General features: G+C 66.2%; 25 protein-coding genes and 1 tRNA gene. 9 read left to right on the plus strand and 17 right to left on the minus strand.

The genetic code is table 11. From position 1 onward, the window contains the following. Nucleotides 1–10 precede the first annotated feature (10 nt). A complete protein-coding gene (locus AB0395_RS31695) occupies nt 11–175 on the plus strand; it encodes a hypothetical protein (RefSeq protein ID WP_366287530.1) in 165 nt (54 codons plus the stop codon). A gap of 68 nt (nt 176–243) precedes the next feature. After that, the gene (locus AB0395_RS31700; RefSeq protein WP_366287426.1) at nt 244–837 is read left to right on the plus strand and encodes a hypothetical protein; all 594 of its coding nucleotides are present in this window, start codon (nt 244–246) and stop codon (nt 835–837) included. A gap of 45 nt (nt 838–882) precedes the next feature. Here the strand turns inward: AB0395_RS31700 and AB0395_RS31705 are convergent, their stop codons facing one another. Beyond that, the gene (locus AB0395_RS31705) at nt 883–1,554 is read right to left on the minus strand and encodes a Crp/Fnr family transcriptional regulator (protein WP_366287428.1); all 672 of its coding nucleotides are present in this window, start codon (nt 1,552–1,554) and stop codon (nt 883–885) included. A 272-nt stretch (nt 1,555–1,826) separates the two neighbouring features. Between AB0395_RS31705 and AB0395_RS31710 the strand changes: the two genes are divergently transcribed. Together AB0395_RS31710 and AB0395_RS31715 are read left to right on the plus strand one after the other, a co-directional pair. Continuing rightward, entirely contained in the window at nt 1,827–3,329 is a 1,503-nt protein-coding gene (locus AB0395_RS31710; RefSeq protein WP_366287430.1) for an alpha/beta hydrolase, read from the plus strand. Nucleotides 3,330–3,396: 67 nt separating this feature from the next. Beyond that, nucleotides 3,397–3,473 (plus strand) — tRNA-Thr (locus AB0395_RS31715). A gap of 144 nt (nt 3,474–3,617) precedes the next feature. Here the strand turns inward: AB0395_RS31715 and AB0395_RS31720 are convergent. The 6 genes from AB0395_RS31720 to AB0395_RS31745 all read right to left on the minus strand — a co-directional run bounded on the left by AB0395_RS31720 (nt 3,618) and on the right by AB0395_RS31745 (nt 9,315). Next, nucleotides 3,618–5,099 (minus strand): MFS transporter, encoded by a 1,482-nt coding sequence (locus AB0395_RS31720; RefSeq protein ID WP_366287432.1) that lies wholly within the window; start codon nt 5,097–5,099, stop codon nt 3,618–3,620. Between the two features lie 290 nt (nt 5,100–5,389). Beyond that, complete coding sequence (locus AB0395_RS31725; protein ID WP_366287434.1) at nt 5,390–5,968, minus strand: TetR/AcrR family transcriptional regulator; 579 nt, start codon at nt 5,966–5,968, stop codon at nt 5,390–5,392. A 42-nt stretch (nt 5,969–6,010) separates the two neighbouring features. Beyond that, nucleotides 6,011–7,444 carry an amidase gene (locus AB0395_RS31730; protein WP_366287436.1) on the minus strand — a complete coding sequence of 478 codons (1,434 nt, stop codon included), beginning with the start codon at nt 7,442–7,444 and terminating at the stop codon, nt 6,011–6,013. Between the two features lie 95 nt (nt 7,445–7,539). Further along, entirely contained in the window at nt 7,540–8,220 is a 681-nt protein-coding gene (locus AB0395_RS31735) for a site-specific integrase (RefSeq protein ID WP_366287438.1), read from the minus strand. A 45-nt stretch (nt 8,221–8,265) separates the two neighbouring features. Next, nucleotides 8,266–8,736: a GNAT family N-acetyltransferase gene (locus AB0395_RS31740; protein WP_366287440.1), complete on the minus strand. Its 471-nt coding sequence runs from the start codon at nt 8,734–8,736 to the stop codon at nt 8,266–8,268. Continuing rightward, complete coding sequence (locus tag AB0395_RS31745) at nt 8,737–9,315, minus strand: TetR family transcriptional regulator (RefSeq protein WP_366287532.1); 579 nt, start codon at nt 9,313–9,315, stop codon at nt 8,737–8,739. A gap of 67 nt (nt 9,316–9,382) precedes the next feature. Between AB0395_RS31745 and AB0395_RS31750 the strand changes: the two genes are divergently transcribed. After that, nucleotides 9,383–9,931 carry a dihydrofolate reductase family protein gene (locus AB0395_RS31750; protein WP_366287442.1) on the plus strand — a complete coding sequence of 183 codons (549 nt, stop codon included), beginning with the start codon at nt 9,383–9,385 and terminating at the stop codon, nt 9,929–9,931. Here AB0395_RS31750 and AB0395_RS31755 read toward each other — a convergent pair whose 3' ends face one another. Together AB0395_RS31755 and AB0395_RS31760 are read right to left on the minus strand one after the other, a co-directional pair. Continuing rightward, nucleotides 9,932–10,600, minus strand: a complete 669-nt coding sequence (locus AB0395_RS31755) for an SDR family NAD(P)-dependent oxidoreductase (RefSeq protein ID WP_366287444.1) — start codon at nt 10,598–10,600, stop codon at nt 9,932–9,934. Beyond that, nucleotides 10,597–11,229 carry an NAD(P)H-binding protein gene (locus tag AB0395_RS31760; protein WP_366287446.1) on the minus strand — a complete coding sequence of 211 codons (633 nt, stop codon included), beginning with the start codon at nt 11,227–11,229 and terminating at the stop codon, nt 10,597–10,599. Before AB0395_RS31760 ends, AB0395_RS31755 begins: the two co-directional genes overlap by 4 nt. 1,052 nt (nt 11,230–12,281) lie before the next feature. Here AB0395_RS31760 and AB0395_RS31765 point away from each other — a divergent pair. Both AB0395_RS31765 and AB0395_RS31770 read left to right on the plus strand, forming a co-directional pair. Further along, nucleotides 12,282–12,635 (plus strand): hypothetical protein, encoded by a 354-nt coding sequence (locus tag AB0395_RS31765; RefSeq protein WP_366287448.1) that lies wholly within the window; start codon nt 12,282–12,284, stop codon nt 12,633–12,635. A gap of 17 nt (nt 12,636–12,652) precedes the next feature. Continuing rightward, nucleotides 12,653–13,006, plus strand: a complete 354-nt coding sequence (locus AB0395_RS31770; RefSeq protein WP_366287450.1) for a YbaB/EbfC family nucleoid-associated protein — start codon at nt 12,653–12,655, stop codon at nt 13,004–13,006. Nucleotides 13,007–13,024: 18 nt separating this feature from the next. Here the strand turns inward: AB0395_RS31770 and AB0395_RS31775 are convergent, their stop codons facing one another. The 5 genes from AB0395_RS31775 to AB0395_RS31795 all read right to left on the minus strand — a co-directional run bounded on the left by AB0395_RS31775 (nt 13,025) and on the right by AB0395_RS31795 (nt 18,281). Continuing rightward, entirely contained in the window at nt 13,025–13,984 is a 960-nt protein-coding gene (locus tag AB0395_RS31775) for a hypothetical protein (RefSeq protein ID WP_366287452.1), read from the minus strand. Nucleotides 13,985–14,229: 245 nt separating this feature from the next. Continuing rightward, nucleotides 14,230–16,002 carry an ABC transporter ATP-binding protein gene (locus AB0395_RS31780; protein ID WP_366287454.1) on the minus strand — a complete coding sequence of 591 codons (1,773 nt, stop codon included), beginning with the start codon at nt 16,000–16,002 and terminating at the stop codon, nt 14,230–14,232. 40 nt (nt 16,003–16,042) lie between these two features. Further along, entirely contained in the window at nt 16,043–16,816 is a 774-nt protein-coding gene (locus AB0395_RS31785) for a hypothetical protein (RefSeq protein ID WP_366287456.1), read from the minus strand. Beyond that, complete coding sequence (locus tag AB0395_RS31790; RefSeq protein ID WP_366287457.1) at nt 16,813–17,577, minus strand: ABC transporter permease; 765 nt, start codon at nt 17,575–17,577, stop codon at nt 16,813–16,815. Before AB0395_RS31790 ends, AB0395_RS31785 begins: the two co-directional genes overlap by 4 nt. Continuing rightward, nucleotides 17,574–18,281, minus strand: coding sequence for an ATP-binding cassette domain-containing protein (locus tag AB0395_RS31795; RefSeq protein ID WP_366287459.1), 708 nt, complete (start codon nt 18,279–18,281; stop codon nt 17,574–17,576). The genes AB0395_RS31790 and AB0395_RS31795 overlap by 4 nt, the downstream gene beginning before the upstream one ends. A gap of 132 nt (nt 18,282–18,413) precedes the next feature. Here AB0395_RS31795 and AB0395_RS31800 point away from each other — a divergent pair, with 132 nt between their 5' ends. Further along, on the plus strand, nt 18,414–19,268 hold the full coding sequence (locus AB0395_RS31800) for a histidine kinase (protein WP_366287461.1): 855 nt from the start codon (nt 18,414–18,416) through the stop codon (nt 19,266–19,268). Further along, nucleotides 19,265–19,939 (plus strand): response regulator transcription factor, encoded by a 675-nt coding sequence (locus AB0395_RS31805; RefSeq protein ID WP_366287463.1) that lies wholly within the window; start codon nt 19,265–19,267, stop codon nt 19,937–19,939. Before AB0395_RS31800 ends, AB0395_RS31805 begins: the two co-directional genes overlap by 4 nt. Nucleotides 19,940–19,955: 16 nt before the next feature. Here the strand turns inward: AB0395_RS31805 and AB0395_RS31810 are convergent, their stop codons facing one another. From AB0395_RS31810 to AB0395_RS31820, 3 genes are read right to left on the minus strand one after another with little or no spacing between them, the layout of a single operon-like run. Beyond that, on the minus strand, nt 19,956–20,345 hold the full coding sequence (locus AB0395_RS31810; RefSeq protein ID WP_366287465.1) for a lasso peptide biosynthesis B2 protein: 390 nt from the start codon (nt 20,343–20,345) through the stop codon (nt 19,956–19,958). 26 nt (nt 20,346–20,371) lie between these two features. Beyond that, the gene (locus AB0395_RS31815; protein ID WP_366287467.1) at nt 20,372–20,644 is read right to left on the minus strand and encodes a PqqD family peptide modification chaperone; all 273 of its coding nucleotides are present in this window, start codon (nt 20,642–20,644) and stop codon (nt 20,372–20,374) included. A 39-nt stretch (nt 20,645–20,683) separates the two neighbouring features. Then, a complete protein-coding gene (locus AB0395_RS31820; protein ID WP_366287469.1) occupies nt 20,684–22,474 on the minus strand; it encodes an asparagine synthase-related protein in 1,791 nt (596 codons plus the stop codon). Nucleotides 22,475–22,525: the final 51 nt, after the last annotated feature.

The following is a 22,525-nucleotide window of genomic DNA, read 5'->3' on the forward strand; positions in this document are numbered from 1 at the left end:
GTTCGCGTGGCTGGGCAAGACGGTCGACGGGGTCTTCCTGGCCTCGATGCTCACCGTGATCGGCTACTCGGTCAATGACAAGGTCGTGGTCTTCGCCCCGCCAAATACAAAGAATGAATCTCAGAGTGTATTAATCCATACTCGTACCACGCTTCGCCTCTTTCTCTGGAGATAACCAAGAGGGGTGAGAGTGAAATGTTACTTCGCTTCCGGCAAAAGCCTCATGCAGTGACAAAAGACGACTTGGATGATGCGCTCGCGACACTGGCCTCGTTTCAGGGGCACGTTCAGCACGCGGACGGGAAGGTGAGCACCCTCGTCGCGTTCCACGCGGGAGCCGCCGCGACCGTCGCCTCCCAGGCCTCGGCGGGCGCCGGGCTAGCCCGGCCCGTCGCCGTCGTGGCGGCCGTGCTGCTGGGCCTGTTCCTGCTCGGCTTCCTCGTCTCCGGGTACCACATGCTCCGGGCCCTCCGGCCCGTGTTACGGACGTCGGCCGTACGCAGCAGGTACAGCGTCATCGGATTCACCGGATTCACCGGATTCACCGGAGGCGGAAGGCGTGCGCCGTACGCCGAACGTCCCGTCCCGCCTGTGCTCACCGGCCTCGGAACGCGGATCTCGCGCGCGATCACCGGACCTGTGCCCCACACCTCGCCCACCCAGGCCGTGGTCGCGGAGGACGTCCAGGCCAGGATCACGGAGGCGCGGGCGACGACCCGTGTCCTCGCCGAGATCGCCGAGCGGAAGTATCGTCACGTCTCCAGGGCGGTGCCCTGGGCCGGGCTGATGCTGGCGGCCGCGATCTGCTGGCTGACCCTCGTCACCGTCTGGCAATGAGCGCCTTCCGGCGAACTCACTCTCCCCGCGAGCCGCCCCACGGGCTCACTCGTCGGAGGCGAAGGCGCGAAGACCCTCCGGATCCGTGACGACCACCTGCCGGTAGCGGGTCTTCAGGAGCTTGTGCTCCTTGAGCAACCTGACCGCCTTGCCCACCGCCGCCTCCCTGGCTCCGATCAGCCGCCCCAGCTCGGGCTGGGACAGCTGGACGCCGATGTCCATTCCGTCCTCGACCGCGAACCCGTGGCGTTCGACCAGCTCGCTGAGCACCCGCGCCAGCCGTACCGGGACCTCGTAGGCGGCGAAGTCGAGCCGGCGACGGTTGGCCCAGTCGAGGCGTTGCGCGATCATGGAAGCCAGCAGGGGCCACGACTCGGGACGATTGTTCAGATATGCCAGGAAGGCGGTGGCAGGGATCCTGAAGGTCAGCATGGGCGTGCACGCCGTGACCGTCGCCGAGCGGCTGACCCCCCTGAGCACCGCCATCTCCCCGACCAGGTCACCGCTCACCCTCACGCCGAGCAGCACCTCGACGCCGTTGTCGAGGATCGCCGTGACCTTGGCGCAGGCGGGTAGCCCCGGCCTGACCGAACGCAGCAGGAAGACATGGTCGCGCCGGAGGTCGCCCTGCCGGATCACGATCTCTCCCGGTTGGTGGGAGTCGGGCTTGCCCAAGGCGAGGAGCTCACCGCGCGCGCTCTCCTCAAGGGCGGCCATGAGGGTTCCTGCGGGCCAGGGCGACCCAGGCTCGCGATGGGATGCTCCGTTGAACACGAGACCTCCTCACTCGACGTACATGTCTCATCCACAGAGATCGTCAGACTTCTGTGGATGAGGGGAAGACATACCTCAGCATCGCTGATCGGCAATCTCCGCGATGGCGGTTTCGTGGGCGTACGATGCCAGCGGTATACGACCGCCAGTCACTTCGCGCATCCCGGCTTCCGCGCCGCGCCGTCGTGTGGCCTGATCTATGGAGCGGATGAGGCGTGAGACTCCACCGTACGGCCGCCGCCCTCACGGCGCTGGCGCTGTTCACGACGGCCTGCAGCGGAGCGGGAGCCGGAGCCGCGAGTGAGGGAGCCAAGGCGGGAAAGACCTCGGGCAGCCCGACGACGGCGCTCGCCTGGGCCGCCTGCGGTGACGGGTTCGAGTGCGCCAAGCTCGCAGTCCCGCTCGACCACGGCGAGCCGGGCGGCGAGAAGATCGAGATCAGCGTCATCCGGCTGCCCGCCACAGGCAAGCGCATCGGCTCCATCCTCATCAACCCCGGCGGCCCCGGCGCCTCCGGCGTCGACTACGCGCGCAACGCGCGCTCGGTGTTGAGCGACGCCGTACGGGCCCGTTTCGACGTGGTGGGGTTCGACCCGCGCGGGGTCGGCGGCTCCTCGCCCGTCCGCTGTCTGCCGTCGGCCGAGCTGGACGCCTTCAACGCCCTGGACAGCTCGCCGGACTCGCCGGAGGAGATCACCGCCCTTGAGGAGGGCGCGCGCCACTACGTCGCCGGATGCGAGGCTCGCTCGGGCAAGCTCCTGTCGCACGTCGGCACCGCCGACGCGGCCAGGGACATGGATCTGCTGCGCGCCGCCCTCGGCGACGAGCGTCTCACCTATCTCGGCAAGTCGTACGGCACGCAGCTCGGCGCGGTCTACGCCGACCTGTTCCCCGAGCGCGTCCGCGCCCTCGTCCTCGACGGCGCCGTCGACCCCTCGCTGTCCCCGCTGGAGATGAACGCCACCCAGGCCCGCGGCTTCGAGGTGGCTCTCGACGCGTTCCTGGAAGACTGCCTCACGCTCGCGGACTGTCCCTTCCACGGCACGGTGAAGTCCGCCCGCGACCAGATCGCGGACCTGCTCCACAGGACGGACCAGCAGCCCCTCACCAACAGGACCGCCGACCGCCGCCCGGTCGGCGAGTCGTGGACGATTCTCGGCCTGGTCACCCCGCTCTACGACCGGCAGGCGTGGCCGATCCTGCGCCGGGCGCTCACCGAGGCGCTGAAGGGCGACGGGACCACGCTGCTGCGGATGGCCGACCTGCTGATCGACCGTCATCGGGACGGCAGCTACTCCAACCAGACCGAGGCCAACACCGCCATCAACTGCGTCGACGCCGCCTTCCCGCACAGCTCCGCGGATTTCGCCGCCGCGGCCCGCGAGTCCCTCCGGGACGCGCCGCTGTTCGGGCCCTACATCATGTGGGGAGCGCTGCCCTGCGCCTACTGGCCGGTCAAGCCGGTGCCCCGGGAGAAGATCGACGCCCCCGGCGCCGCGCCCATCCTGGTCGTGGGAACCGAACGTGATCCGGCGACGCCGTACGAGTGGGCCAAGTCCCTGGCGGATCAGCTCTCCTCGGGTGTACTGGTCGACTTCGACGGCGACGGCCACACCGCCTACCGGAGCGGCTCGGCCTGCGTCGACCGCCTGGTCGACGACTACCTGGTCAACCTGCTCGTTCCCAAGGACGGTGTCCACTGTCCGAAGATCAGCTGATTCGGGGGCGCGGGAAGCCTCGGAAAGCCTGTAGACTGCCGTAGGCCACGTTGACCACGCGTGGTATGCCGCCTTAGCTCAGTCGGCCAGAGCACTTCACTCGTAATGAAGGGGTCTCGGGTTCGAATCCCGAAGGCGGCTCCAGGTCAGAGGCCCTCACCGGACACCGGTGGGGGCCTTTTGCTAACACCTTTGCTAACAGTGCCGCGCAACTGCTGGCTACTTCTGCGATGGTGGGGTGGAGCCCAGGTGGACCACCCCGAGTTATGAGGTTCTCCTGCGCAGGTGTCACTGGCGCGGCATCTGCTCATCGCCCTCTTCCCCACCTCCGGGGATGCGTTCACGGCTGTGATGACCAGGTCGCTGACTCGTGTCGGTGCGAATCGTTTCGCGTGGAATGAGCCGTAGCGCGGTCGCGGCTGCGATCATGCACGTGCCGATGGCGATCGCGATGGCTATCGGCGTGCCGCTGACGGGATCAGTCGTGACGATCGCACCGAGTAGCGCGACCCCGATCATGCCACCTGTTTGCCGAGCCGTGTTCAGAGCGCTCGACCCCATGTTCTTGTGCTGGTCGGGAGCAAACGTCATGACCGCGAGCGTCTGCGCGGGTGCGGAGAGTCCCATTCCGAAGGAGAACACACAGAAGCCGACTGCGACGAGCCAGTACGGCGCGGAGGCGACGGTGAGCAATACGAGCCCGATCGCCGAGAGGGTCATTCCGGTGGCCAAGCCGGTACGCGGCCCGAACTTGGTGATGAAACGGGTACTGAGAAAGGTCGAGACGAGTGTGGCGGCAACGGTCAAGGGGAGGAAGGCCAACCCGGTCTGAAATGCCGAGTAGCTGCGTAGCTGCTGGAAGTTGAACGTGTAGACGATCAGCATCCCGTAGAGGGAGAAGTTGTACGTCGCACCACCGAGCAAACCGGCGAGGACGGGACGCGCGGCGATGATGGCGGGCGGTAGTAGGACCTGTCGCCCGTGTCGTGCCCAGGAAAACTGAGCCGCGACGAAAACGATGAGGGCGACGATGCCGCCGACAAGCGCCGCGAGCACGACAGGGTCGAGCCAGCCGGCGACACTCGACTCAACCAGCGCCCACGCCGTTGCGGCGAGGCCGACGATCGCGATGGCCTGCCCGCGGATGTCGAACGACACGCGTTGCAGCGGAACCTCCTTCACGTTTCGCGCGACAAGCCAACCGGTGGCTACGGCAACTGGGACATTGAGCAGGAAGATGCTTCGCCAACCGAGAGTGTCGACCAGCAGCCCACCGATGAATGGGCCGATCATGAATCCGATGCCACCCATGCTCACCCAGACCGAGACAGCTCTGGTGCGTTCGGCCGTCGCTGTGAAGGTGCGTGTGATCAGTGTCAGTGGTGCCGGGGCGAGCAGCGCCGCACCCAGGCCCTGGCACACGCGGCCGAGGACGAGCATGCCCGTGCTGGGAGCGAAACTGCAGGCGATCGAGGCTACGGCGAACAACCCCAGTCCGGTCAGGTAGCCGCGCCGGGCACCGATCCGATCCCCGAGCCGGCCCGCGGACAACAGCAGCGCGGCGAACACGAGTGTGTAGGCGTCGACGGCCCATAGCGCGCCGGTCTGGCTTGCGTGAAGGTCGGTCCGAATCGCTGGGATCGCGACGTTGATCACGTTCGCTTCCATGATGATCAGCGCGGTGCCGAGACACAGGCCGGTCAGACCGAGTGTCCGGCCGGTGGCGGAGACGGGTGGCAGCAACTGCTTTTGGACAGCATCAGACGACACGGTCACTCCGGTAGGCAGAGGAACAGCGTGTAAGCAGGAGGTGACGGCTACCGGAAGGCGCGCCTGGCCCACGAGCGCCGAACCCAGCACGGCGCCAAGGCCTCCGAGCAGACGGGACCACCACGGCGCCTCCGGCGTCGCTATGCGATCGGGCTACGCACGATCGCATAGCGACTGAACCTGAGCGGCGGTCGCGCAAGACGGCATCTTGCAGGCACGGGGCGAGAACGGCAGGGCCCGCGAGCTTGTCGAGGGCCTGGCCCTGGTCGACCGGTGGTGGGCGCCGCTGTTCAGTTCGTGTGCGGAGCGCTCGCCCGCAGGAGTGACAGCACCCCTCGTACGGCGCGGTCGAAGGGCTCGACGGCTTGCGCCGCGCGGGCAAGGGTGTAGCCGCCCTGGATGACGGCGGCAATGGTGGAAGCGATCTCGTCAACGTCTAGATCGCCGGTGAATTCACCCGCCGCTACGCCTTCGGCGATCGTGCGCCGGAGGTGTTCGTGCAGTACCTCAAAGGTCTCGCGGATCGGTGCACGCAACATGTCGTCCGCAATGACGTCCGGGTCGGCGGTGAGCCGACCGATGCTGCACCCGCGCAACACATCGCGTTCGCGCCCCAGATATCCCGAAATTCGTTCGAGCGCGGTGCCTTCAGCAGCGAAGGCTTCGGTGATCTGTTGTTGCATCAGTTCCGCGCTGCGCTGCTCGGCCGCCAACACCAGGTCCGGCTTTCCGTCGAAGTGGTGGTACATGCTGCCCTGGCCCACGCCGGAGCGCGTCAGAATCGCGGTCGGACTGGTGCCGACATATCCACGCTCCCACAGCAATTGCCGCGTACCCTCAATCAGACGGTCACGAGCGTTCGGTTTCATGGTGCCTCCCAGCAATGCAGTGCGGTGTCTCCGCGGCTCATCTCACAGGTTCGGATGCCGCAGGTGCCAGTCCGTCTCGCGTTGATAGGCGTGGCCGAGCTGGATCAGTAGCTTCTCGTCGAACGGCCGGCCGACGAATTGGAACCCCAGCGGCATGTCGTCCTCGCCGAAACCGCCCGGCAGAGTGATCGTCGGGTTGCCGGCCATATCGAACGGAGTGACGAAGCGCAGGAAATCGGTCAAGGCGTCAGAGTCGGCATACAGTGTCTCCTTCTGCGCGAGCGTAAGACTCGTGGTCGGCTGCACCGGAGTCAGCAGGACGTCCACATCGCACAAGGTACGAATGAGTCCACCGGTGAACGCGAGCCGCTCATGGTGCGCGTGCATCAGCTCGATCCCGGACACCGTGTGACCTTGCGCGACGAGTCCGGCGATCGAACCGGGTGTGTCCACCGAACCATATTCCGAGGCGCGCGACGGGAAGGTCGTCTGGTGCGCGATCGCGGCCTCAACGCCGGCGTAACGCGACCACATGGCGTTGATGGTGCTGGTGTCGGGAAGGGTGACCTCCACGATCGTCGCGCCGAGGCGGCGCAGTACCGCGACGACATCGTCGAGCATTCGGATGGTCACCGAGTCGACGCGCGTCTCGTTGTACCCGCGGTCCACCCCGACGCGTACGTCACCGATCGGCGCGTCGAGGTCGGCCAGATAGTCGGGCACCGGCACGGGAACCGCAGTTGGATCATGCGGATCCGCTCCGGCGATCGCCCCCAGGATCGCGCCCGCGTCAGCCGCCGAGCGCGCCATCGGACCGATATGGTCGAGGCTCGCGGCGAGCGCGAACATGCCATGCCTGCTCACTCGTCCCCACGTCGGTTTGATGCCGGTGACGCCGTTGGCTGCGGAGGGATACCGGATTGACCCGCCGGTATCGGTGCCCAGAGAACCGAATACGAGGCCGGCCGCCACCGCGACGCCGGAACCGCTCGACGAGGCGCCGGACCAATAATCGGGATTCCACGGGTTTTGAGGTGGTGTGACCGATGGGTGGTGTTCAGCGAACGCGGCTTCGGTGAGTTGTAGCTTGCCGAGCAGGATGGCACCGGCCTCCGAAAGACGCTGTACCACTGTCGAATCGTATGTGGGCACGTATCCGGAGTGGATCGTGGTGCCCGCCGCGGTGACGATACCGGCGGTGAAGCAGAGGTCTTTCACCGCGATCGGCACACCGTGCAGGGGGCCTCGGTAGCGGCCCGCTGCCAGTTCGGCCTCGGCGGTTACGGCTTGAGCGCGGGCGACATCCGCCGTCACCGTGGCGTAACTACGCAAAACCGGATCGACCTGGTCGACCCGCGCCAGCAGTGCTTCGATCAGCTCCACTGGCGTGAGTTCGCGTGCACGTAGCCGCGCGGCGACTTGCAACAGGCTCGCATAGTGCACATGGGAGTCGTAGGCGGTGCGGGTCGTGGTCATGACCGCAAGAGTACATACTAGTATGTATGTTGTCGAGCAACGACGAAGCTGGACTGGTGGCAGCACCCGTGGCTCCGCTCCCCGTCACCCGGTCATCAAAACGACCGACCAGACAAATGGTCGCGGAGCGCGGGATGCGTGACCGCGCTCAGCCTTTCCTCCCAGGGCTCGTCGGCGGAGAAGGTGTCATCCATGTCGTGAATCGACACCAGGTGTTCGGGGCCGCGCTCGGTGAACGTGGCGGTCCGCATCGCATCGGTGAGCGTGCCATCGGTGGTGACGCGCAGCAGCACGGTCAGCCAGCCGTTCAGTTTCCCGGATTCCTCGCTGGTCAGGTCGATGCCATGGCGGTCCAGGAGCGGTCCCAACTCCGCGCCGTGCACCAGCACTTCACCGGCTTCATCGACCGAGGAGACGGTCCGCAGGTCGGCGACGAAGGTGTCGTCGAAATGGGTGTACCTCTGAGTGAGTCGGATGTCGCTGTGGCCGAGGATCTCCTGAACGGTCCGGACGTGGACGCCCTGCTCGATCAGAAGTGTCCCTGCGGTGTGCCGAGCGTCGTGGACGCGCGCCTCACGAACGTTGGCCGCGACCAGAATTGCCTTCCACTCCTCCCAGTCGTCGTGCGTGCCGATCGGCCTGCCGTTCGTTTGCGCGAAGACCACGTCGAAGATCGAGCCTGCTTTGAGGTCTAAGTACTTCCAGCGCAAGCCGAGCGCCTCGCCCTGGCGGAGGCCGAGTGCCAACCCCACCGACCAGCGGACGCCGTTGCGCATCGTGCTCGCCTGGTCGAGGATCCTCCGGGCTTCCCCCTGGCTGAGCTAGCTGAGCTCCTTGCGCATCTCCACGGCCTGTCGTCCCTCGACGCCCTTGAACCCGACCTCCTGGTAGCCGAGCCGGGCGTAGAGCGCCCGGTTGGACAGCATCTTCACGTTGGTGATCAGGCGGGTCGCGGGCAGGCCGAGCCTCCTGGCCTCGTCCTCGGCGAAGGCCAGCAGCTCCCTGCCGATCCCCTTGCCGTGCAGCTCCGGCCGGACGGCGACGTTGTCGATGTACAGCGCGCCGTCCTCCGGGATCAACACGATCAACCCGTCGATGTCCCCCATCAGGTGCACCCGCTGTTCGGCGATGAGCTTGCCGTAGTCGGCCTCCATCGGCAGCGGCCGCATCCCCACGATCTCGACCCACGGCTCGTAGGCTGCGAACACGATCTCCTCGACCGCGTCCCTGTCGCTCTCCCGCGCCAGCCTCATGCTTCCTGCCTTCACGACGTCGTCATGCAATGTCGTCATTCACCCGTGCTCATTGCCTAGACGCTCGACCGCCGCCGCCACCAGATCCTGGACCTCCTGCTCGGAGAAGACGTCCGGGAGCGTGAGCTGTTCGACGATGAGCCAGTTCATCGCGAGGAAGAGCAGTTTGACGGTGGTCTCGTCGCCGGGGAGCCCGGATTCGAGGTGGTAGCGGACGTTGGCGTCGATGTCCTCCCTGATGCGCTTGGTGAGGACGGCGCGTAGCTCCGGGCGGCGGGTCGCCTCCAACCGGAGCTCCAGAAGCGCGAGCCAGCCCGTGCGGAACGCCGTGATGCGGCTGACGATGTCGCGCATGAGCTCCACGACGCGCTCCTTGGTGCGCGGGCCCGCCAGGGAGTCGGCCATGGTGCGCTCGTCGGGCTGCAGCCGCTCGTAGATCCGCCCGCCCGCCTGCGTCAGCAGGTCGTCGCGGTTGGCGAAGTAGTTCGAGGCCGTGCCGACCGGCACCTCCGCCTGCGCGTCCACGGCCCGGAACGTCAGCCCGCGCGCCCCGTCGCGCGCCAGCACCTCGATCGCGGCGTCCACCAGCGCCGCCCGCCGGGCCAGGTTCTGCCTCACCATTTACACCACTCCACATGTAGTACTACGATTAAGCCACTTCAAGCAGAGTACTATAGGAGCAGTTTTGCGAAAGCTTGTTTACTTCGTCGGGATGTCGATCGACGGCTACATCGCCGGCCCTGGCGGCGAGATCGACTTCTACCCGCTGCCCGACGACATGCTCGAATGGATCAAGTTCGACTACCCGGAGACACTGCCGACCCACGCCCGCCCCCACCTCGGCCTGGCCGTCGACGCGCCGAACCAGGCCTTCGACACGCTGGTGATGGGCCGGGGCACCTACGAGCCCGCCTTGGCCATCAACGTCACCAACCCGTACGCCCACCTGCGCGAGTACGTCGTGTCGAAGACCATGGGCCTGGTCGAGGACCCCGTGAAGCTGGTGCGCGAGCTCAAGCAGGAGGACACCGGCAAGGACATCTGGCTCGCTGGCGGCGGCAAGCTGGCCGCGAGTCTGCTGCCCGAGATTGACGAGCTAGTCGTGAAGAGCTACCCGGTCGTGGCAGGGACGGGCATCCCCGGCTTCGCCGGAGAGTTCAGCCCGACCCTGTTCACGCCGACCGCGCGCCGCGAGTTCAGCAACGGCGCCACAGTCACCTGGTTCACCCGGTGATCACCACGGCAGAGGCCGACCGTGACGGAAGAAACCGCCGGTCGGCCCGTTGTCAGGCAGGTTCACCGCCCACAGCACGCTCGCCGCGCCCTCGGCGACCGGCCCACCGCCCGGCCCGCCCATGTCCGTCGCCACCCAGCCCGGGCACACGGAGTTGACCAGGATGCGGTCGCCGCGCAGCTCGGCGGCGAGCATCCTGGTGAGCGCGTTCAGCGCCGCCTTCGACATCGCGTAGGCGGGGGTGCCCGCGCCCATGCGCGCCAGCGATCCCGCCTCGCTGGAGACGTTCACCACGCGTCCGTGTCCCGAGGCGCGCAGCAGCGGCAGCACCGCCTGCGTGAGCTGCCAGGCGCCGAGCACGTTGGTCTCCAGCGCCTCCCGCACCACGCCCAGGTCCGCCTCGGCCGCCAGCTGCCAGGTGTCGTAGTGGATGGCCGCGTTGTTGACCAGTACGTCCAGCCGCTCGAGCGAGAGCCCGGCCACGGACTCCGCGTCCGACACGTCCAACTGCACGGGCACCACGTCGCCCTTGATGCCCTTCGCCGCCTCCTGCGCCTTGCCCAGGTCGCGCGCCGTCAGGATCACGGTGTCACCCGCCGCCGCCAGCTGCCGCGCCACCTCCAGCCCGATCCCCCGGTTCGCCCCCGTGACCAGGCAGGTACGGCTCACGCCGCGTCCCCTGCGAGCTTGGCGAACGCCGCCTGCCAGTCGGCCACGGGATCGCCTGGCACGCCGTACACCTCGAAGGTCTTGCCTCGCGCGGCGGGCACGCGCAGTGCCTGCACGCAGATCTCGGCGATGTCCTCGCGGCTGACCTGGCCGTCGCCGGTGTCGCCCTGGTCGAGCAGCAGCGCGCCCCGCCCGCCGGGCTGGCCGGTCAGCCAGCTGGGCCTGACGATCGTGTACGGCAGGCCGCTGCGCCGTACCGCCTCCTCCCCGGCGAGCCGGGCGCCGAGGATGTAGCCCATCTCGGGGTGCTCGTCCGCCCTGGTCAGGTAGATCTGTGTGACGAGCACGACCAACGTGCCGGGCGCGGCGGCCTCGACGACGTTGCGCACCCCCAGCTCGTGCACGGCCCTGGCGGCGGCCGCCGTGGTGCCTGACTCGACCGCGATCACCACACCGTCGGCGCCCTCGAGCGCCCGGCGGACCGCGGCCGGGTCATCGATCGAGCCCCGCACCGCACCGGGCCCGGAGGCGCTGCGTCCCAGCACCCGCACGCTCTGGGTGGCCTCGGTCAGCTTGCGCACCACATGACTGCCGACGCGCCCCGTGCCACCAATGACAAGAATGCTCACTTTCGCGAGCCTAGCCCCGGCCAGGGCGGTCGCCGGGTATCGCCCCAAGTGGCCGTGTCGGTGCGCCGCGTCCGCTTCTACCGTGGACGCGTGATCGAGATCGGCAAGCTCCAGCCCGCGGACCGGCCTGTGTGGGAAGCGCTCTTCCGTGGATACATCGACTTCTACCAGCGCGTGGAGCCCGACGAGATGTACCGGCGCGCCTGGGAGGAGTTCCAGGCCGACACCCGGCTGCACGCCCTGGGGGTAAGCCGTCGCCGAGATGTCCGGGGCCGGCCCAATCTGGGCCCTGCCATACGCCACGATGCTGAGCCGCATCTTCTTCGGGTCAGAAGACGACGCCGGAACGGTGTTCTCGGAAGGGTGGTGGCAACGGATGGCCCTGGCCCGCGTCCTCGTGCGCGAGCGCCGCAACCTACTCACCCTCGACGAAGTCAGCTCGGGACTCAACGCCGAGGCCGAGTACAAGGTGCACCGGCGGCTGCGCGAGCACCAGGTCGGGCGTACCAGCCCGCTCGTCTCGCACCGGCGTGGCTCGGTACGGGACGCCAGCCTCATAGTGCGCTCGGCGACGGCGGATCGTCGAGCAGGGCAGTCACGACGACCTCACCGCCTCGGGGAGCAACTACGCCCGGCTGCTTGCGACCCAGGTCAGCGGCTATCGCGTCGAGGTATAGAGGTCGCGATCATCAGGCCCATGTCCTGCCGTCGCAAAATATACTATCCCTACAGATAATGGAGGCAATATGCGAGGCGGCTCTGTCCTGCGCCTACGCGACGGCCCGATAAGGCGCACCGACGAGGGGAACACCATGTCTGGGGTAGATTCAACCACTTCGTCCCCATCGCCCACACCGTCGTTCGCTTCCACGGGGACACCCGCGTCGAGCCCCACGCCCCCAGGTCCCACACCAAGTCTGACGTCGCCAAGCTCTACGCCCACGCCCACCCAGTCGCCCACCGAAACGCCTGAGGCGTCGCCGTCTCTCTCTGCTGCCGCGTCCCCCGCCGCCTTCTCTTCGCCGGCCTCGCCTGGTCTTGAAGGTTCGGGCATGCCGAACATTGATTTCTTTGAGAGCACCTTCACGAAGGCGGCCAGTGGATTCACCGCCGAGCACGATGAGTTGGAGAGGGATATCCGCTCGATTCTCGACGCCATCGCCGCATTGGGCGATTTCGCCGGCACAGATGAGACGGCGAACACGTTCAGGAAGGACTATTCCACGGGGTTGGAGAACACCAGGACGTACGTCAATGCGCTACGCGACGTCTATCCCGCAGTCGCCGTACGGCTGGCCGCCACAAAGACCACCTTCGACGTCGCGAACTGGGCCATCATCGAATCCCTGCCGAAAGTGTCCGACCCACTCAAGTTCTCGGAGTCGGACGGAAAGCTCACCCCCTGACGTTTCTTGGAGACCTGATGACCACACCAGACGACGGTACCCCCTTCCTCGACGAGGAAATGCACCGCCTTCTTGCCCAGTTCCAAGCCGACACCCGGCCGCTGGAAGAATTGCAGGAGGGCCTTAACGCCATCCGCGGCCGAGGTGAGGCGGCCAATGGCCAGGTGGAGGTCGAGGTGCTGCCAAGCGGCGCGCTCGGCAGTCTGCGTATCGACTCGCGGGCGATGCGGCTCGGCGCGGACGCGCTGGCGGAGGCGGTGCTCGCCGCCGCGAGCGCCGCCACCGCCGACTTGACCACGCAGATGGCCGGGATGATGACGGACGGCCTGACCCCGTTCGCCGACGAGGTCAGGCGTTTCAGCCGGGACTAGCTACGTGGTCACCGGCGGTCAGTACCCGCGCCAGCGCCTGAACTGGTCCTGGCCTGCGGCGACACCCAGCTTGGCGAGCATCTGCTCCCAAGTGGGCAACAGGCTGGCCGGATCGTCGATCACGTCGCCGGGCCGGTTGAGCGCGTTCGCCGTACCGCTGAAGACGGTGGATCCGGTCAAGAACACGATGGCGTTCTGCGCCGCCTTGTTCTTCGGCAGCAGGTTCGCGGCCTTTCCGAAATTAGCGGGATCCACATGGTAGAAGACCATGCAGGCTGCGAAGTTCTTCAACATGTACTCGCCCTGGTCGCCCCACGACTCGATGTCCTCGCCTCTCGACAACTTGACCACGTCAACGAGCGACTGGTCCAGGGCCGTATAAGCGAGGCTGCCTCCTGTCGCGTAGATGAACCGCTTCCCCAGTGCGTGATTGAACATCTTGAGCAGCAGTCGTGCTTGCGACTTGCGTATCCCCCAGTTGATCATCACCTCGACCTTCTTGCCGATCGCCGGCCAGCAGAAGAACATCAGCAACTCGAGCCACTGGATCATGGCCATCGTCCGGAGCGTGTGCTGGACCTGCTCCAGCATGTCCGCGTAGGCGTCGACCGCGTCGGCCAGCCCGCGGATGTACGCGGACACCCGCGGCGGATAGGGAGCGATCTCTTCGGTGAAGTATTTCCTGAAGGCGTCGATGCTCGCACCGGAGCTGGTTTGCCACACCACGCTCGCGACCTTCTCCACGTCGTCCAGGCTGGCGTCCACCCGCTTGGCCAGCTGCCGCAACAGCTGCGCGGCCTCGCGCGCCTTGGCCGGGTCGCCATCGGGGTAAGCGACGGCCAGCATCTGCAAGACCACGCCGCCGACACCGACAGCGGAGAACAAGAACCCTGCCATCGGAAGCGACTTGGGGGTTGGGCTCACGTAACAGACCCTTTCTCCATCGCCGGACATCCTGACCTCCGAGGTCAGGATCATCCGACATCCTGCCAATATCACCTGCCACGCTAGCCCCATAGATTGCTCAATCCCCCCATTTCGATCAAAGCGAACAAACGGCGCGTGATGCCACAACTCCCCCACTCCCATATGGGTGGGGCTCGCCTCCGCCATCCTGATCTCCAAAGGCGCCGCAGGGACCGGCCGCACGTTCCGGGAGGCCATGCCGCCGCCCATGCCTGACCAGGCGCAACACTCACGCCTGGTGGCGCGCCGCAGCGGAATCAGTCGACAAGGAGCTGATTGTGAGCAAGCTCCCGGTAGAGCGGGCTCTCCTTTATCAGGTCATCATGGTTGCCCTGTGCCGCGATACGACCCTCGTCAAAGACGATGATGAAATCGGCGTCTCTTACGGTCGCGAGACGGTGGGCCACGATCACGAGGGTGCAGTTGTCCGCTGCCGAGGCGATCACCCGGCGGACGAGCACCTCGGTTCGGCCATCGAGATTCGCCGTCGACTCGTCGAGGAGGAGAAGTCGGGGTCGCGCGAGCAGTGCGCGTCCGATGGCGATCCGCTGACGTTCTCCGCCCGACAGCGTTGCGCCGAACTCTCCAACTGGAGTGTCCAAGCCTGCGGCGGAATCCCGAATCTTACCCCCGAGTTCCAGGGCATCCAGCATGCTCCAGCAGTCGGCGTCCGTCGCCTCCGGTGCGATGAGCGTAAGGTTGTCGCGGATCGTGCCCGGTAAGACGGGGGAGTCCTGCTCGACGTAGGCCACGCGGTCTCGTACGAGTTCGTGGGGAAGATCTGCCGTGTCGACGCCGTCGATGAGGATTTGTCCGGACGTCACATCGTAGAAGCGCACGATCAGGCTGAGCGTGGTGGTCTTGCCCGCCCCGGAAGGACCGACCAGGGCGACTCGCTGACCGGGATCGATATGGAAGGACACGTTTGAAAGGGTGCCCGGCCGCGAGGAGCCATTGCGCGCCGTGGTCCCGTAGTCGAAGGAGACGTTTCTGAACGTCGTGCTCGCCGCTCCGTCGCGTCTTTCGAATGTCGGCGCGACTGGCCGGTCCATCGACTCGCTCGGGAGGTTCGTGATCTCCCGGATGCGGTCAAGCGCCCCCATCGAGGAACCGAGAGTCCCCAAGGCGGAGAAGATCTGCCCGAGCGGGGCGATCAGCAGGAACACGTACATGAGGAACGACACCAGGTCGCCGATGGCGAGTTGACCCGCCGCGACCCTGAAACCGCCGACCCCCAGCACCACCAGCACCGCGGCTTGCATGGTCAGGAGCGACATCGGTTCAAGGAACGAGGTGATCTTCGCGACTCTCACCCCTGCTTTGCGCGCGTCGTCGGCGATGTGGACGATGGCCTTCTCTTCGACGTCGGTCACATTTCCGGCGCGAATGGTTCTGATACCGACAATCGCCCTGTCCAGTGCCGAGGCGAGTCGGCCAACGCTTCCCTGTAGTTCGCGACTCGCCTTTCTGACGGCCAGCGACATCCCCGCGGTGAGTGCCGCGAAAACGGTTGCTATGCCAAGAGTGATCCCGAAGAGCAGGGCGTCGAGCAGCAGCAGCGCGACCAGTGCCCCGACCATGGTCACAATTCCGCCCGCGCCCGCGAGAATCCCCTGGGCCAAGGCCAGGCGGATGATGGTGGTGTCGTTGGAGACGCGAGACACCAGGTCGCCGCTTCGGCGCTCATCAAACTCGCGAATCGGCAGTCGCAGTAATGAACGAATCAACGTGCGCCGGGCATTGAAGACAATGCCCTCCCCCATGCGGTAGAGGAGGTATTGCAGTAGTGCGCTGAGAAGTCCCGTGGTCAGGAGCAGGGCGCACACCGCTAGAACATAGGGGGACAGCTGTTCGCCGCCACCGGAGCTGCCGACCTGTTTCACAAGCTGATTGACGATGATGGGAAGCAGCAAGGATGCGGCCGCCCCCAGCAGGCTGACGACGATCGCCGCCGTGAGAAGTCTGCCGTTGCCCCTCAGCAGGCCCAGTAATTCACGGAGCGACGAACGGGCTCCTCCATCACGTCCCATGCCACACCATCCGATCTGTTGGTTCGATAACGGGGCTGCTTCACGCGTCCCATCGGCGGTATCCGAGCATGACCACGGCGATCAGGACGATGGTCCAGGCCGTGAGCAGCAGCGCGCCTTGCACCGGTGTCACCGCGCTCGCGTTGTCGGCCACCGGGAACCACATGGCGAATCCGGCCGTGTCCGGGAGGTATTTCGCCGCTTGGGTCTGATCGCGCAGGAGCGGTCCGACGATGAAGTAGTACCCCAGCAGGACGACGACCGCCGCGAGAGTCTGGCGTACCAAGGCGCCGACGGCTGCGCTGAGCAACGTCGTGAGCGCGAGATACGCGGTCACGCCGATGAGCACACGGGCGACATGACCTGAGGTCACGGGTGTGGCCGTGTCGCCGAGCGTGCTGGTCGTGAGCACGACTCCGGACGCGGCCGTGACCAAGGCCGCAGGAAGCACAACAATCGCCAACGCGAGGTGCTTGGCGGTGAGCTGGACGGTACGGCGGGGCATTGCGATCAGCGTCGTGCGGATCTGCCCGCCGGTGTACTCGGAGCAGGTGGCCAGCACGCCGAGGATGACGAAGCCGGCTTGGGCGTAGCTGATCGAAGCCAGTCCGATGTCGGTGGCGCTCCGCGTGCCGGTCGAGCCACTGAGCCCGGCGGTCGTGAACGCGATCGTGAGGATCAGGTTCACGACCAGGGTGCCTCCGAGCGTGAGCCAGGTCGCCGGAAGAGATATGAGTTTCGACAGTTCCGCGGAGAGTGCTCGAGCTGCTTGCCCGCCACGGGTACGGGGCGCCGACGTGGGGACGGCGGTCATGCGTCCCTCCGGGTGAACGCGATGGCGGCGATCACGAGCAGCGCGGCCACCCAGGCGGTCATGACCAGGCCGCCGACGAGCGGGCTGATCTCGACGGTGTTGTCGGCGAGATTCCTGATGAACATGCGGACCCCGGCCATGTCAGGCAGATAATTCGCCAGCGGCGTGATCCTGGTGAGCAAATAGGTGACGGTGACGACCGAGGTGTTCGCGATGAGCACGGCAAGCGGAATGACCCCGTGGCGGGTGAGCACGGTGATCCCGAAGGCGAGGAGTGCGGTGTACACCCAGTAGCAGACCACCCCGGCCAGCCGCGGAACATCGTCCGCGCCCAGGGCAGGGGCGTGCTCGCCGAGCACGATCTGGACGGCGCCCATGGTGGCCGCCGCCGCGACGATCGCGAGCAGCGCGCTGGTGATCGCGACCGCGGACATCTTCGCGAACAGGAAGCGGAGTCGGGAGGGCACCGCGGTCAGGCTGGTCGTGATCTGACGTCCGCCGCCGGATTCCGCGCTCTCGGTGAAGTACTCGCTGCTGATGGCGACGACGCCAAGGATGATCACACCCACCACGCCGAACGCCAGCTCCTGATAGCCGGTATCGATCCCGGCCGTCGTCTCGGTGCCGCTGGTGATCGCGCCGAGGGTTGAGGAGGAGGTGATTGCGGCGATCACGCTCGGTACGAGTACCCCGACCACCGCCGCGATCCACACCGTCGGCGATGAGGCGAGTTTCGAGGCCTCCGCCGCGAGCGCCCTCATCGTGCTCCGCCACCGGTGGTGAGGGCGAAGAACGCGTCCTCAAGGGTGCGGTACGAGCCGGTGACCTCGTCGAGGGTGCCGTCCGCGACGATCCTGCCCTCGTTGATAACCACGACATCGTCCACTGTTTCCGCGAGCTCGCCCATCAGGTGGCTGGAGAGCAGCACGGTTCGGCCGGACGCGGCGCGCTCGCGAAGGAAGATCCTGATCCACCGGATGCCGTCCGGGTCCAACCCGTTCACCGGCTCGTCCAGGATCAGAATTCCCGGGTCTCCGAGCAGCGCCGTCGCCAGCCCGAGGCGGCGCCCCATGCCCAGCGAGTAACTGCCGACCCGCTTTGACGCCGCGTGCGTCAGCCCGACGACTTCGAGCACTTCATCGACGCGCGCACGCGGCAATCCCGCAGAGCGGGCCACCCACCGCAGGTGCGCCCGGCCCGTCCGCGCCCGATGCGCGCCGGAGCCGTCCAGCATGGCCCCGACCATGGTGAGCGGGTCACGAAGCCTCGCAAACGGGACACCATCGATGAGCGCGGTTCCGGAGGTCGCCCGGTCCAGGCCCAGCAGAATGCGCAGCGTGGAGCTCTTGCCCGCCCCGTTCGGGCCGAGGAATCCGGTCACTCTTCCGGGCCGGGCCCGGAAGCTGATGCCGGCCAGGATCTCCTTGGAGCCTCGTCGCTTGACGAGATTGTCGATCGTCAGCATGTGACAAGCGAACCCCAAGCACGACCTCCGGTTCATCGGGCCGAAGACCGGACTTGGCCGCGCGGCTCGGACTCAGGTCTCTCAGACCCTGGGCTGATGCGTTGCTCGCGGGCGAGTCCTTAGAATCCCAGCGTGGGGGTCGACGAGGCACTTCCGAGACGCAGGCGGCAAGTCTGGCCGCTGGCCATCGCCATTCACGTCGTGCTCTTACTCGCCCTCCTCACGGTCAGCGACGGGGGCAGTGCCGCGGTCATCCTCCCGATCATCATCGCGGCCCTGGCGTTGACGGTTACCGTGTGGGCGGTGTTTCGCGCCCGCCAGCAGCGGATCGCGTACGAAGCACGGCTGACGGCCTGGGCCGGTGAACGGGCGGCACAGGCCGAACGACTCCGGATCGCGCGCGAGCTGCACGACATCGTCTCTCACGGCCTGGGCCTGATCACCGTCCGGGCAAGTACGGCTTGCTACCTCGGCACAGCGGACGACAGCGCCGCGGCGCTGTCGGATGTCGAGCGCATCGGACGGCAGACCACGACGGAGTTACGCCGCATGCTCAACGTGTTGCGAGACTCAACCGGCGCGATCGCACCTCTGCGGCCCGCGGAAACCCTCCAGGACCTGCCGGCCATCATCAAGGACGCCGAACGGGCAGGCCCGACCGTCACTCTCGGGCTCGACGAGGTCGATGACATCAGCCCTGGGGCGCAGCTCGCGGTCTGCTCCGTCGTGCGCGAAGCCCTCACGAACACCGCCCGGCACGCCGGGCCCACTGGCGCGAATGTGTACGTTCGCCGCGATGGCGACTGGATAGTCACGAGCGTCCATGACGAAGGCCCCGTGAACGGGTGGACCCCTCACCCGGGAGCCGGGCACGGGATCGAAGGGCTCAGGGAACGCGTCACCGCGATCGGCGGAACCCTCCACGCCGAGCATGTCGAGAACGGGTTCCGCGTCACCGCCCGTATTCCTGAGGCCCGGCCGTCATGAACGATCCCGCATCCCCCATCCGCGTCGTCATCGCCGATGACCAGCCATTGCTGCGCCACAGCCTCGCCGCCGTCATCAACGCCAGTGACGGTATGACGATGGTCGGCGAGGCGGGGACCGGCGACGAGGCGGTCAGACTCAACGCCGAGTTGCATCCCGACGTCGTGCTCATGGACATTCGCATGCCGGGCACCGACGGAATCGCAGCCACCCGCAGCATCACGACCGACGCGGGCAGCGGGTCAGTGAAGGTCATCGTGCTGACGATGTTCGAGCTCGACGAGTATGTCCGCGCGGCCCTCCAAGCCGGTGCCAGTGGCTTCCTGCTCAAGGATTCTCATCCCGACCAACTCCTTGACGCGATCCGTCGCGTTCATCAAGGCGAATCGCTGTTCGCTCCGAAAGTCCTCACACGACTCATCGAGGCTTACATCGCCCAGCCCACGGGCGAGAGGCCAGCCAGCCTGGAGGGTCTCACCGAGAGGGAGACCGAGGTCCTCGCCTTGGTCGGTCGTGGGCTCTCCAACGGCGAAATCGCGGTGAGGCTCACGATCTCGATCAAGACCGTGAAGACACATGTCGGCAACCTGTTGAGCAAACTCCAGGCACGAGATCGCGCGCACCTCGTCATCGCGGCCTACGAGAGTAACCTCATCCAGTCGACGCGCTGAACAGGTCTCGGTGCCTTCACCCGGGCTTCGCCTGAGGTGGATGGACACGCGCCGCGTGAACGACTTGGTAGGCAGATACCTTCTCAGGCTCCCCTATCGGCAGACCGTTCACCTCCACCCAGGCATGCGCGATGAAGGGGTGCAGGGCGAATCCGGCGCACCAATCGGGGGCATTCCCCTGGAGCCGGCACAAGATCACAACAGCCACCGAACGCTGGAGGCACCCTTGCCCCGCGCAGCGTCGGCTCAGCGCGCACACCATGTCCCGCGCCTTTCCGGCCTCCCCCACCGAGGTCTGGGCAACACCTCGGCAAAGACGCGACAGTACGGCGGCGAGACGGTCAGGGGAAAGCAGAATCATCATCCGTGCGACGGCGATGGCCGCACGCGCCTGAATCCGGTACATGAGCGGATGGGCCAGGTTCAACGCACTCAGCCCGTAGAGTCGGCGAGAATGAGACGAGACTCAACAAGAGCACCGACCAGCTGGTCGATGTCGGCCTTCACACGAGCGCGATCGATGTCGTGAGTCTGGGTGACCGCATCGACCACTTCGCCGACCGTCTCGCCGTCAAGCAGACGTTTCAGTATGAAGAGCGCCGTGCCGTTGACGCGCCAGTATGCCGCGTTACGCCCGGTCCCGACCAAGACCGCCTGCCCGTCGACCTCCTGCAGCGCAACGCCTTTGTTCAAGCGGATAGTCACGTTCTTCTCTCCTGTGGTCGTGAGAATGGTTGTCGGCAATCAATCCACGGCACGCAGCCAGCGCTCTGCGGTGACCAATTTCTCCAGCTCCAGCAGCCCGACGTCAGCCGCCGCGGGTTCAACGAGAACCGGTTCGATTCGATCTCGCTCAACGATTCCACGCTCCACCAGGCGGCTGTCTTTGAACTCGGTGAGGAGTTGATCCCGACGGCTTTGATGTTCGGCGTAGATATCCGAGGTGAAGTCTCCTCGACCTCTCTTGTCGTAGAAGCCGCGTGGCGCGATGTGATCCAACGTGGCGGCCAGCAGGGGCTTGTCCACGGAGTCGCTGATTCGCGCGGACGCCGGGGCGTTCAGCACCGCGCGCACGACACGGATGTCGGTGTAGGGCGCGCACCAGCGAACTTCGTACTGCCGGTAGATCTCGGAGAACTGGCGAAGTATCTTCCCTTGAAAGGCGATCGACTCCACGGTCTGGTGCGCCAGTGGATCGCGCCCCAATGGCTCCGGCGTCGACTTCGCCACGTCGGAGAATGCCTCAACAATCAGGTCTTTCGCTTTGGCCGTGAGCCAATGGGGAAGGACCACAGGCGGGAACCACGAGTACGCGTCCTCGGGCCGCGAGGGAATGTCGCGCTCGATCGATGTGGCGATGCGTGTGAAGTAGCTCTGGTAGCTCTCACGGGAAAAGGCGCCCTTGAGGAGTGGAACCAGGTGCAGCTTCTGGCCGAGCTGAAATTTACGCATTTGCCGTAGGGCAGTCAGGGGATTCTCTTGCCGCAGAGCCCGGAACAAGCCAGGGACCAGGTCGAAGAGCTCATCGCCACCGAGTCCTGTGAAGTGAACGTGAGCACCCGTTCGGCCGACTTCTTTCACCAAGAGGTCCAGGTAACCACGAGACGCGGCCCAAACGAGCGGACCTTCGGAGATGGATGCCGGGTTCGGGTCGGGATCCAGATCGAATGCCGTGCTCTGCTCGGCGAGCGGTGCGAACTCGTGCAACGGCAGCCGGAGATCTCCGGCGACCTCGCGGGCACGAGTCGTCTCGTCATTCCATGAGCTCATGGACGAGGTTCTGTAGGTGGTGAATTCGACGCCCAGGTCCGCGAGCAGAAAACACAGACTGGTCGAGTCCAGGCCGCCGGACAGGTCCGCGCTGACTCGCCGGCCACTGCCGCGGACGGTTTCGCAGAGTGCTTCACGGAGGGACGCGCGAACCGCTTCGGCCGACGACACGAAGTCTTCCCCCGAAGCCGGAGGAGTCCACCATCGAACGGGTCGAGCAGACCCTTGCGCATCGATCCTCAACCACTCGCCGATGCCCAGCGAGGACAGCCCGTGCCACGGTGTCCACGGCGCGAACGAGTGAATGGGCAGTGACTTCACCAAGGAGAGCGCGAGCCAACGCTCGTCAACCCGGGGCCGTGCCATCTCCCTCAGCACATGCAGGCTGTTCGAGGCGAGCGTAACGCCATGAATCACGCCCCAAATGAGCTGCCTCTCAGTGCTCAGCGAACCCTGTAGCCGCTGCCGCCCATTAGTCGAAGCAAGAAGGAAAGTGTGCAGGGTCAGGTCGCTTGCGATGTCGTCGACACTTGTGTGGGGCGCGAGACCTTCGACTTTGGTCGCTATGACGGGATTACTGTTCGCATCCGGAACGGCGATCCTCGTGCCATCTGAAAGGTCTCGGACCATCCAGTCCGACAGGTCGTCTGTGAGGATCCAGAGCCTTCCCGAGGGATGTCGAATGACTTCCGGGTCGATGTCCCAGCCAAGCCGGCTGACGAATCGCTGATCGACGTCTCGGTCCGGTAAAGTCAAGAACTTCACGTGACGTCACCTAATCGTTGATATCCAAGTTCGTGCGGCTGGCGAGTTGAC

It is taken from the genome of Streptosporangium sp. NPDC051023, from assembly GCF_040689595.1.
In the GTDB taxonomy this organism is placed as follows: Bacteria; Actinomycetota; Actinomycetes; order Streptosporangiales; family Streptosporangiaceae; genus Streptosporangium.

Bases quoted from the DNA above. Each gene is read 5' to 3' on its own strand.
- AB0395_RS31735 (WP_366287438.1), bottom strand. From the start codon at position 8,220: ATGCGCAACGGCGTCCGCTGGTCGGTGGGGTTGGCACTCGGCCTCCGC.
- AB0395_RS31810 (WP_366287465.1), bottom strand. From the start codon at position 20,345: ATGTACCGGATTCAGGCGCGTGCGGCCATCGCCGTCGCACGGATGATG.
- AB0395_RS31770 (WP_366287450.1), top strand. From the start codon at position 12,653: ATGACCACACCAGACGACGGTACCCCCTTCCTCGACGAGGAAATGCAC.
- AB0395_RS31785 (WP_366287456.1), bottom strand. From the start codon at position 16,816: ATGACCGCCGTCCCCACGTCGGCGCCCCGTACCCGTGGCGGGCAAGCA.
- AB0395_RS31730 (WP_366287436.1), bottom strand. From the start codon at position 7,444: ATGACCACGACCCGCACCGCCTACGACTCCCATGTGCACTATGCGAGC.
- AB0395_RS31775 (WP_366287452.1), bottom strand. From the start codon at position 13,984: ATGATCCTGACCTCGGAGGTCAGGATGTCCGGCGATGGAGAAAGGGTC.
- AB0395_RS31705 (WP_366287428.1), bottom strand. From the start codon at position 1,554: ATGGCCGCCCTTGAGGAGAGCGCGCGCGGTGAGCTCCTCGCCTTGGGC.
- AB0395_RS31765 (WP_366287448.1), top strand. From the start codon at position 12,282: ATGCCGAACATTGATTTCTTTGAGAGCACCTTCACGAAGGCGGCCAGT.
- AB0395_RS31740 (WP_366287440.1), bottom strand. From the start codon at position 8,736: ATGACGACATTGCATGACGACGTCGTGAAGGCAGGAAGCATGAGGCTG.
- AB0395_RS31795 (WP_366287459.1), bottom strand. From the start codon at position 18,281: ATGCTGACGATCGACAATCTCGTCAAGCGACGAGGCTCCAAGGAGATC.
- AB0395_RS31805 (WP_366287463.1), top strand. From the start codon at position 19,265: ATGAACGATCCCGCATCCCCCATCCGCGTCGTCATCGCCGATGACCAG.
- AB0395_RS31790 (WP_366287457.1), bottom strand. From the start codon at position 17,577: ATGAGGGCGCTCGCGGCGGAGGCCTCGAAACTCGCCTCATCGCCGACG.
- AB0395_RS31780 (WP_366287454.1), bottom strand. From the start codon at position 16,002: ATGGGACGTGATGGAGGAGCCCGTTCGTCGCTCCGTGAATTACTGGGC.
- AB0395_RS31725 (WP_366287434.1), bottom strand. From the start codon at position 5,968: ATGAAACCGAACGCTCGTGACCGTCTGATTGAGGGTACGCGGCAATTG.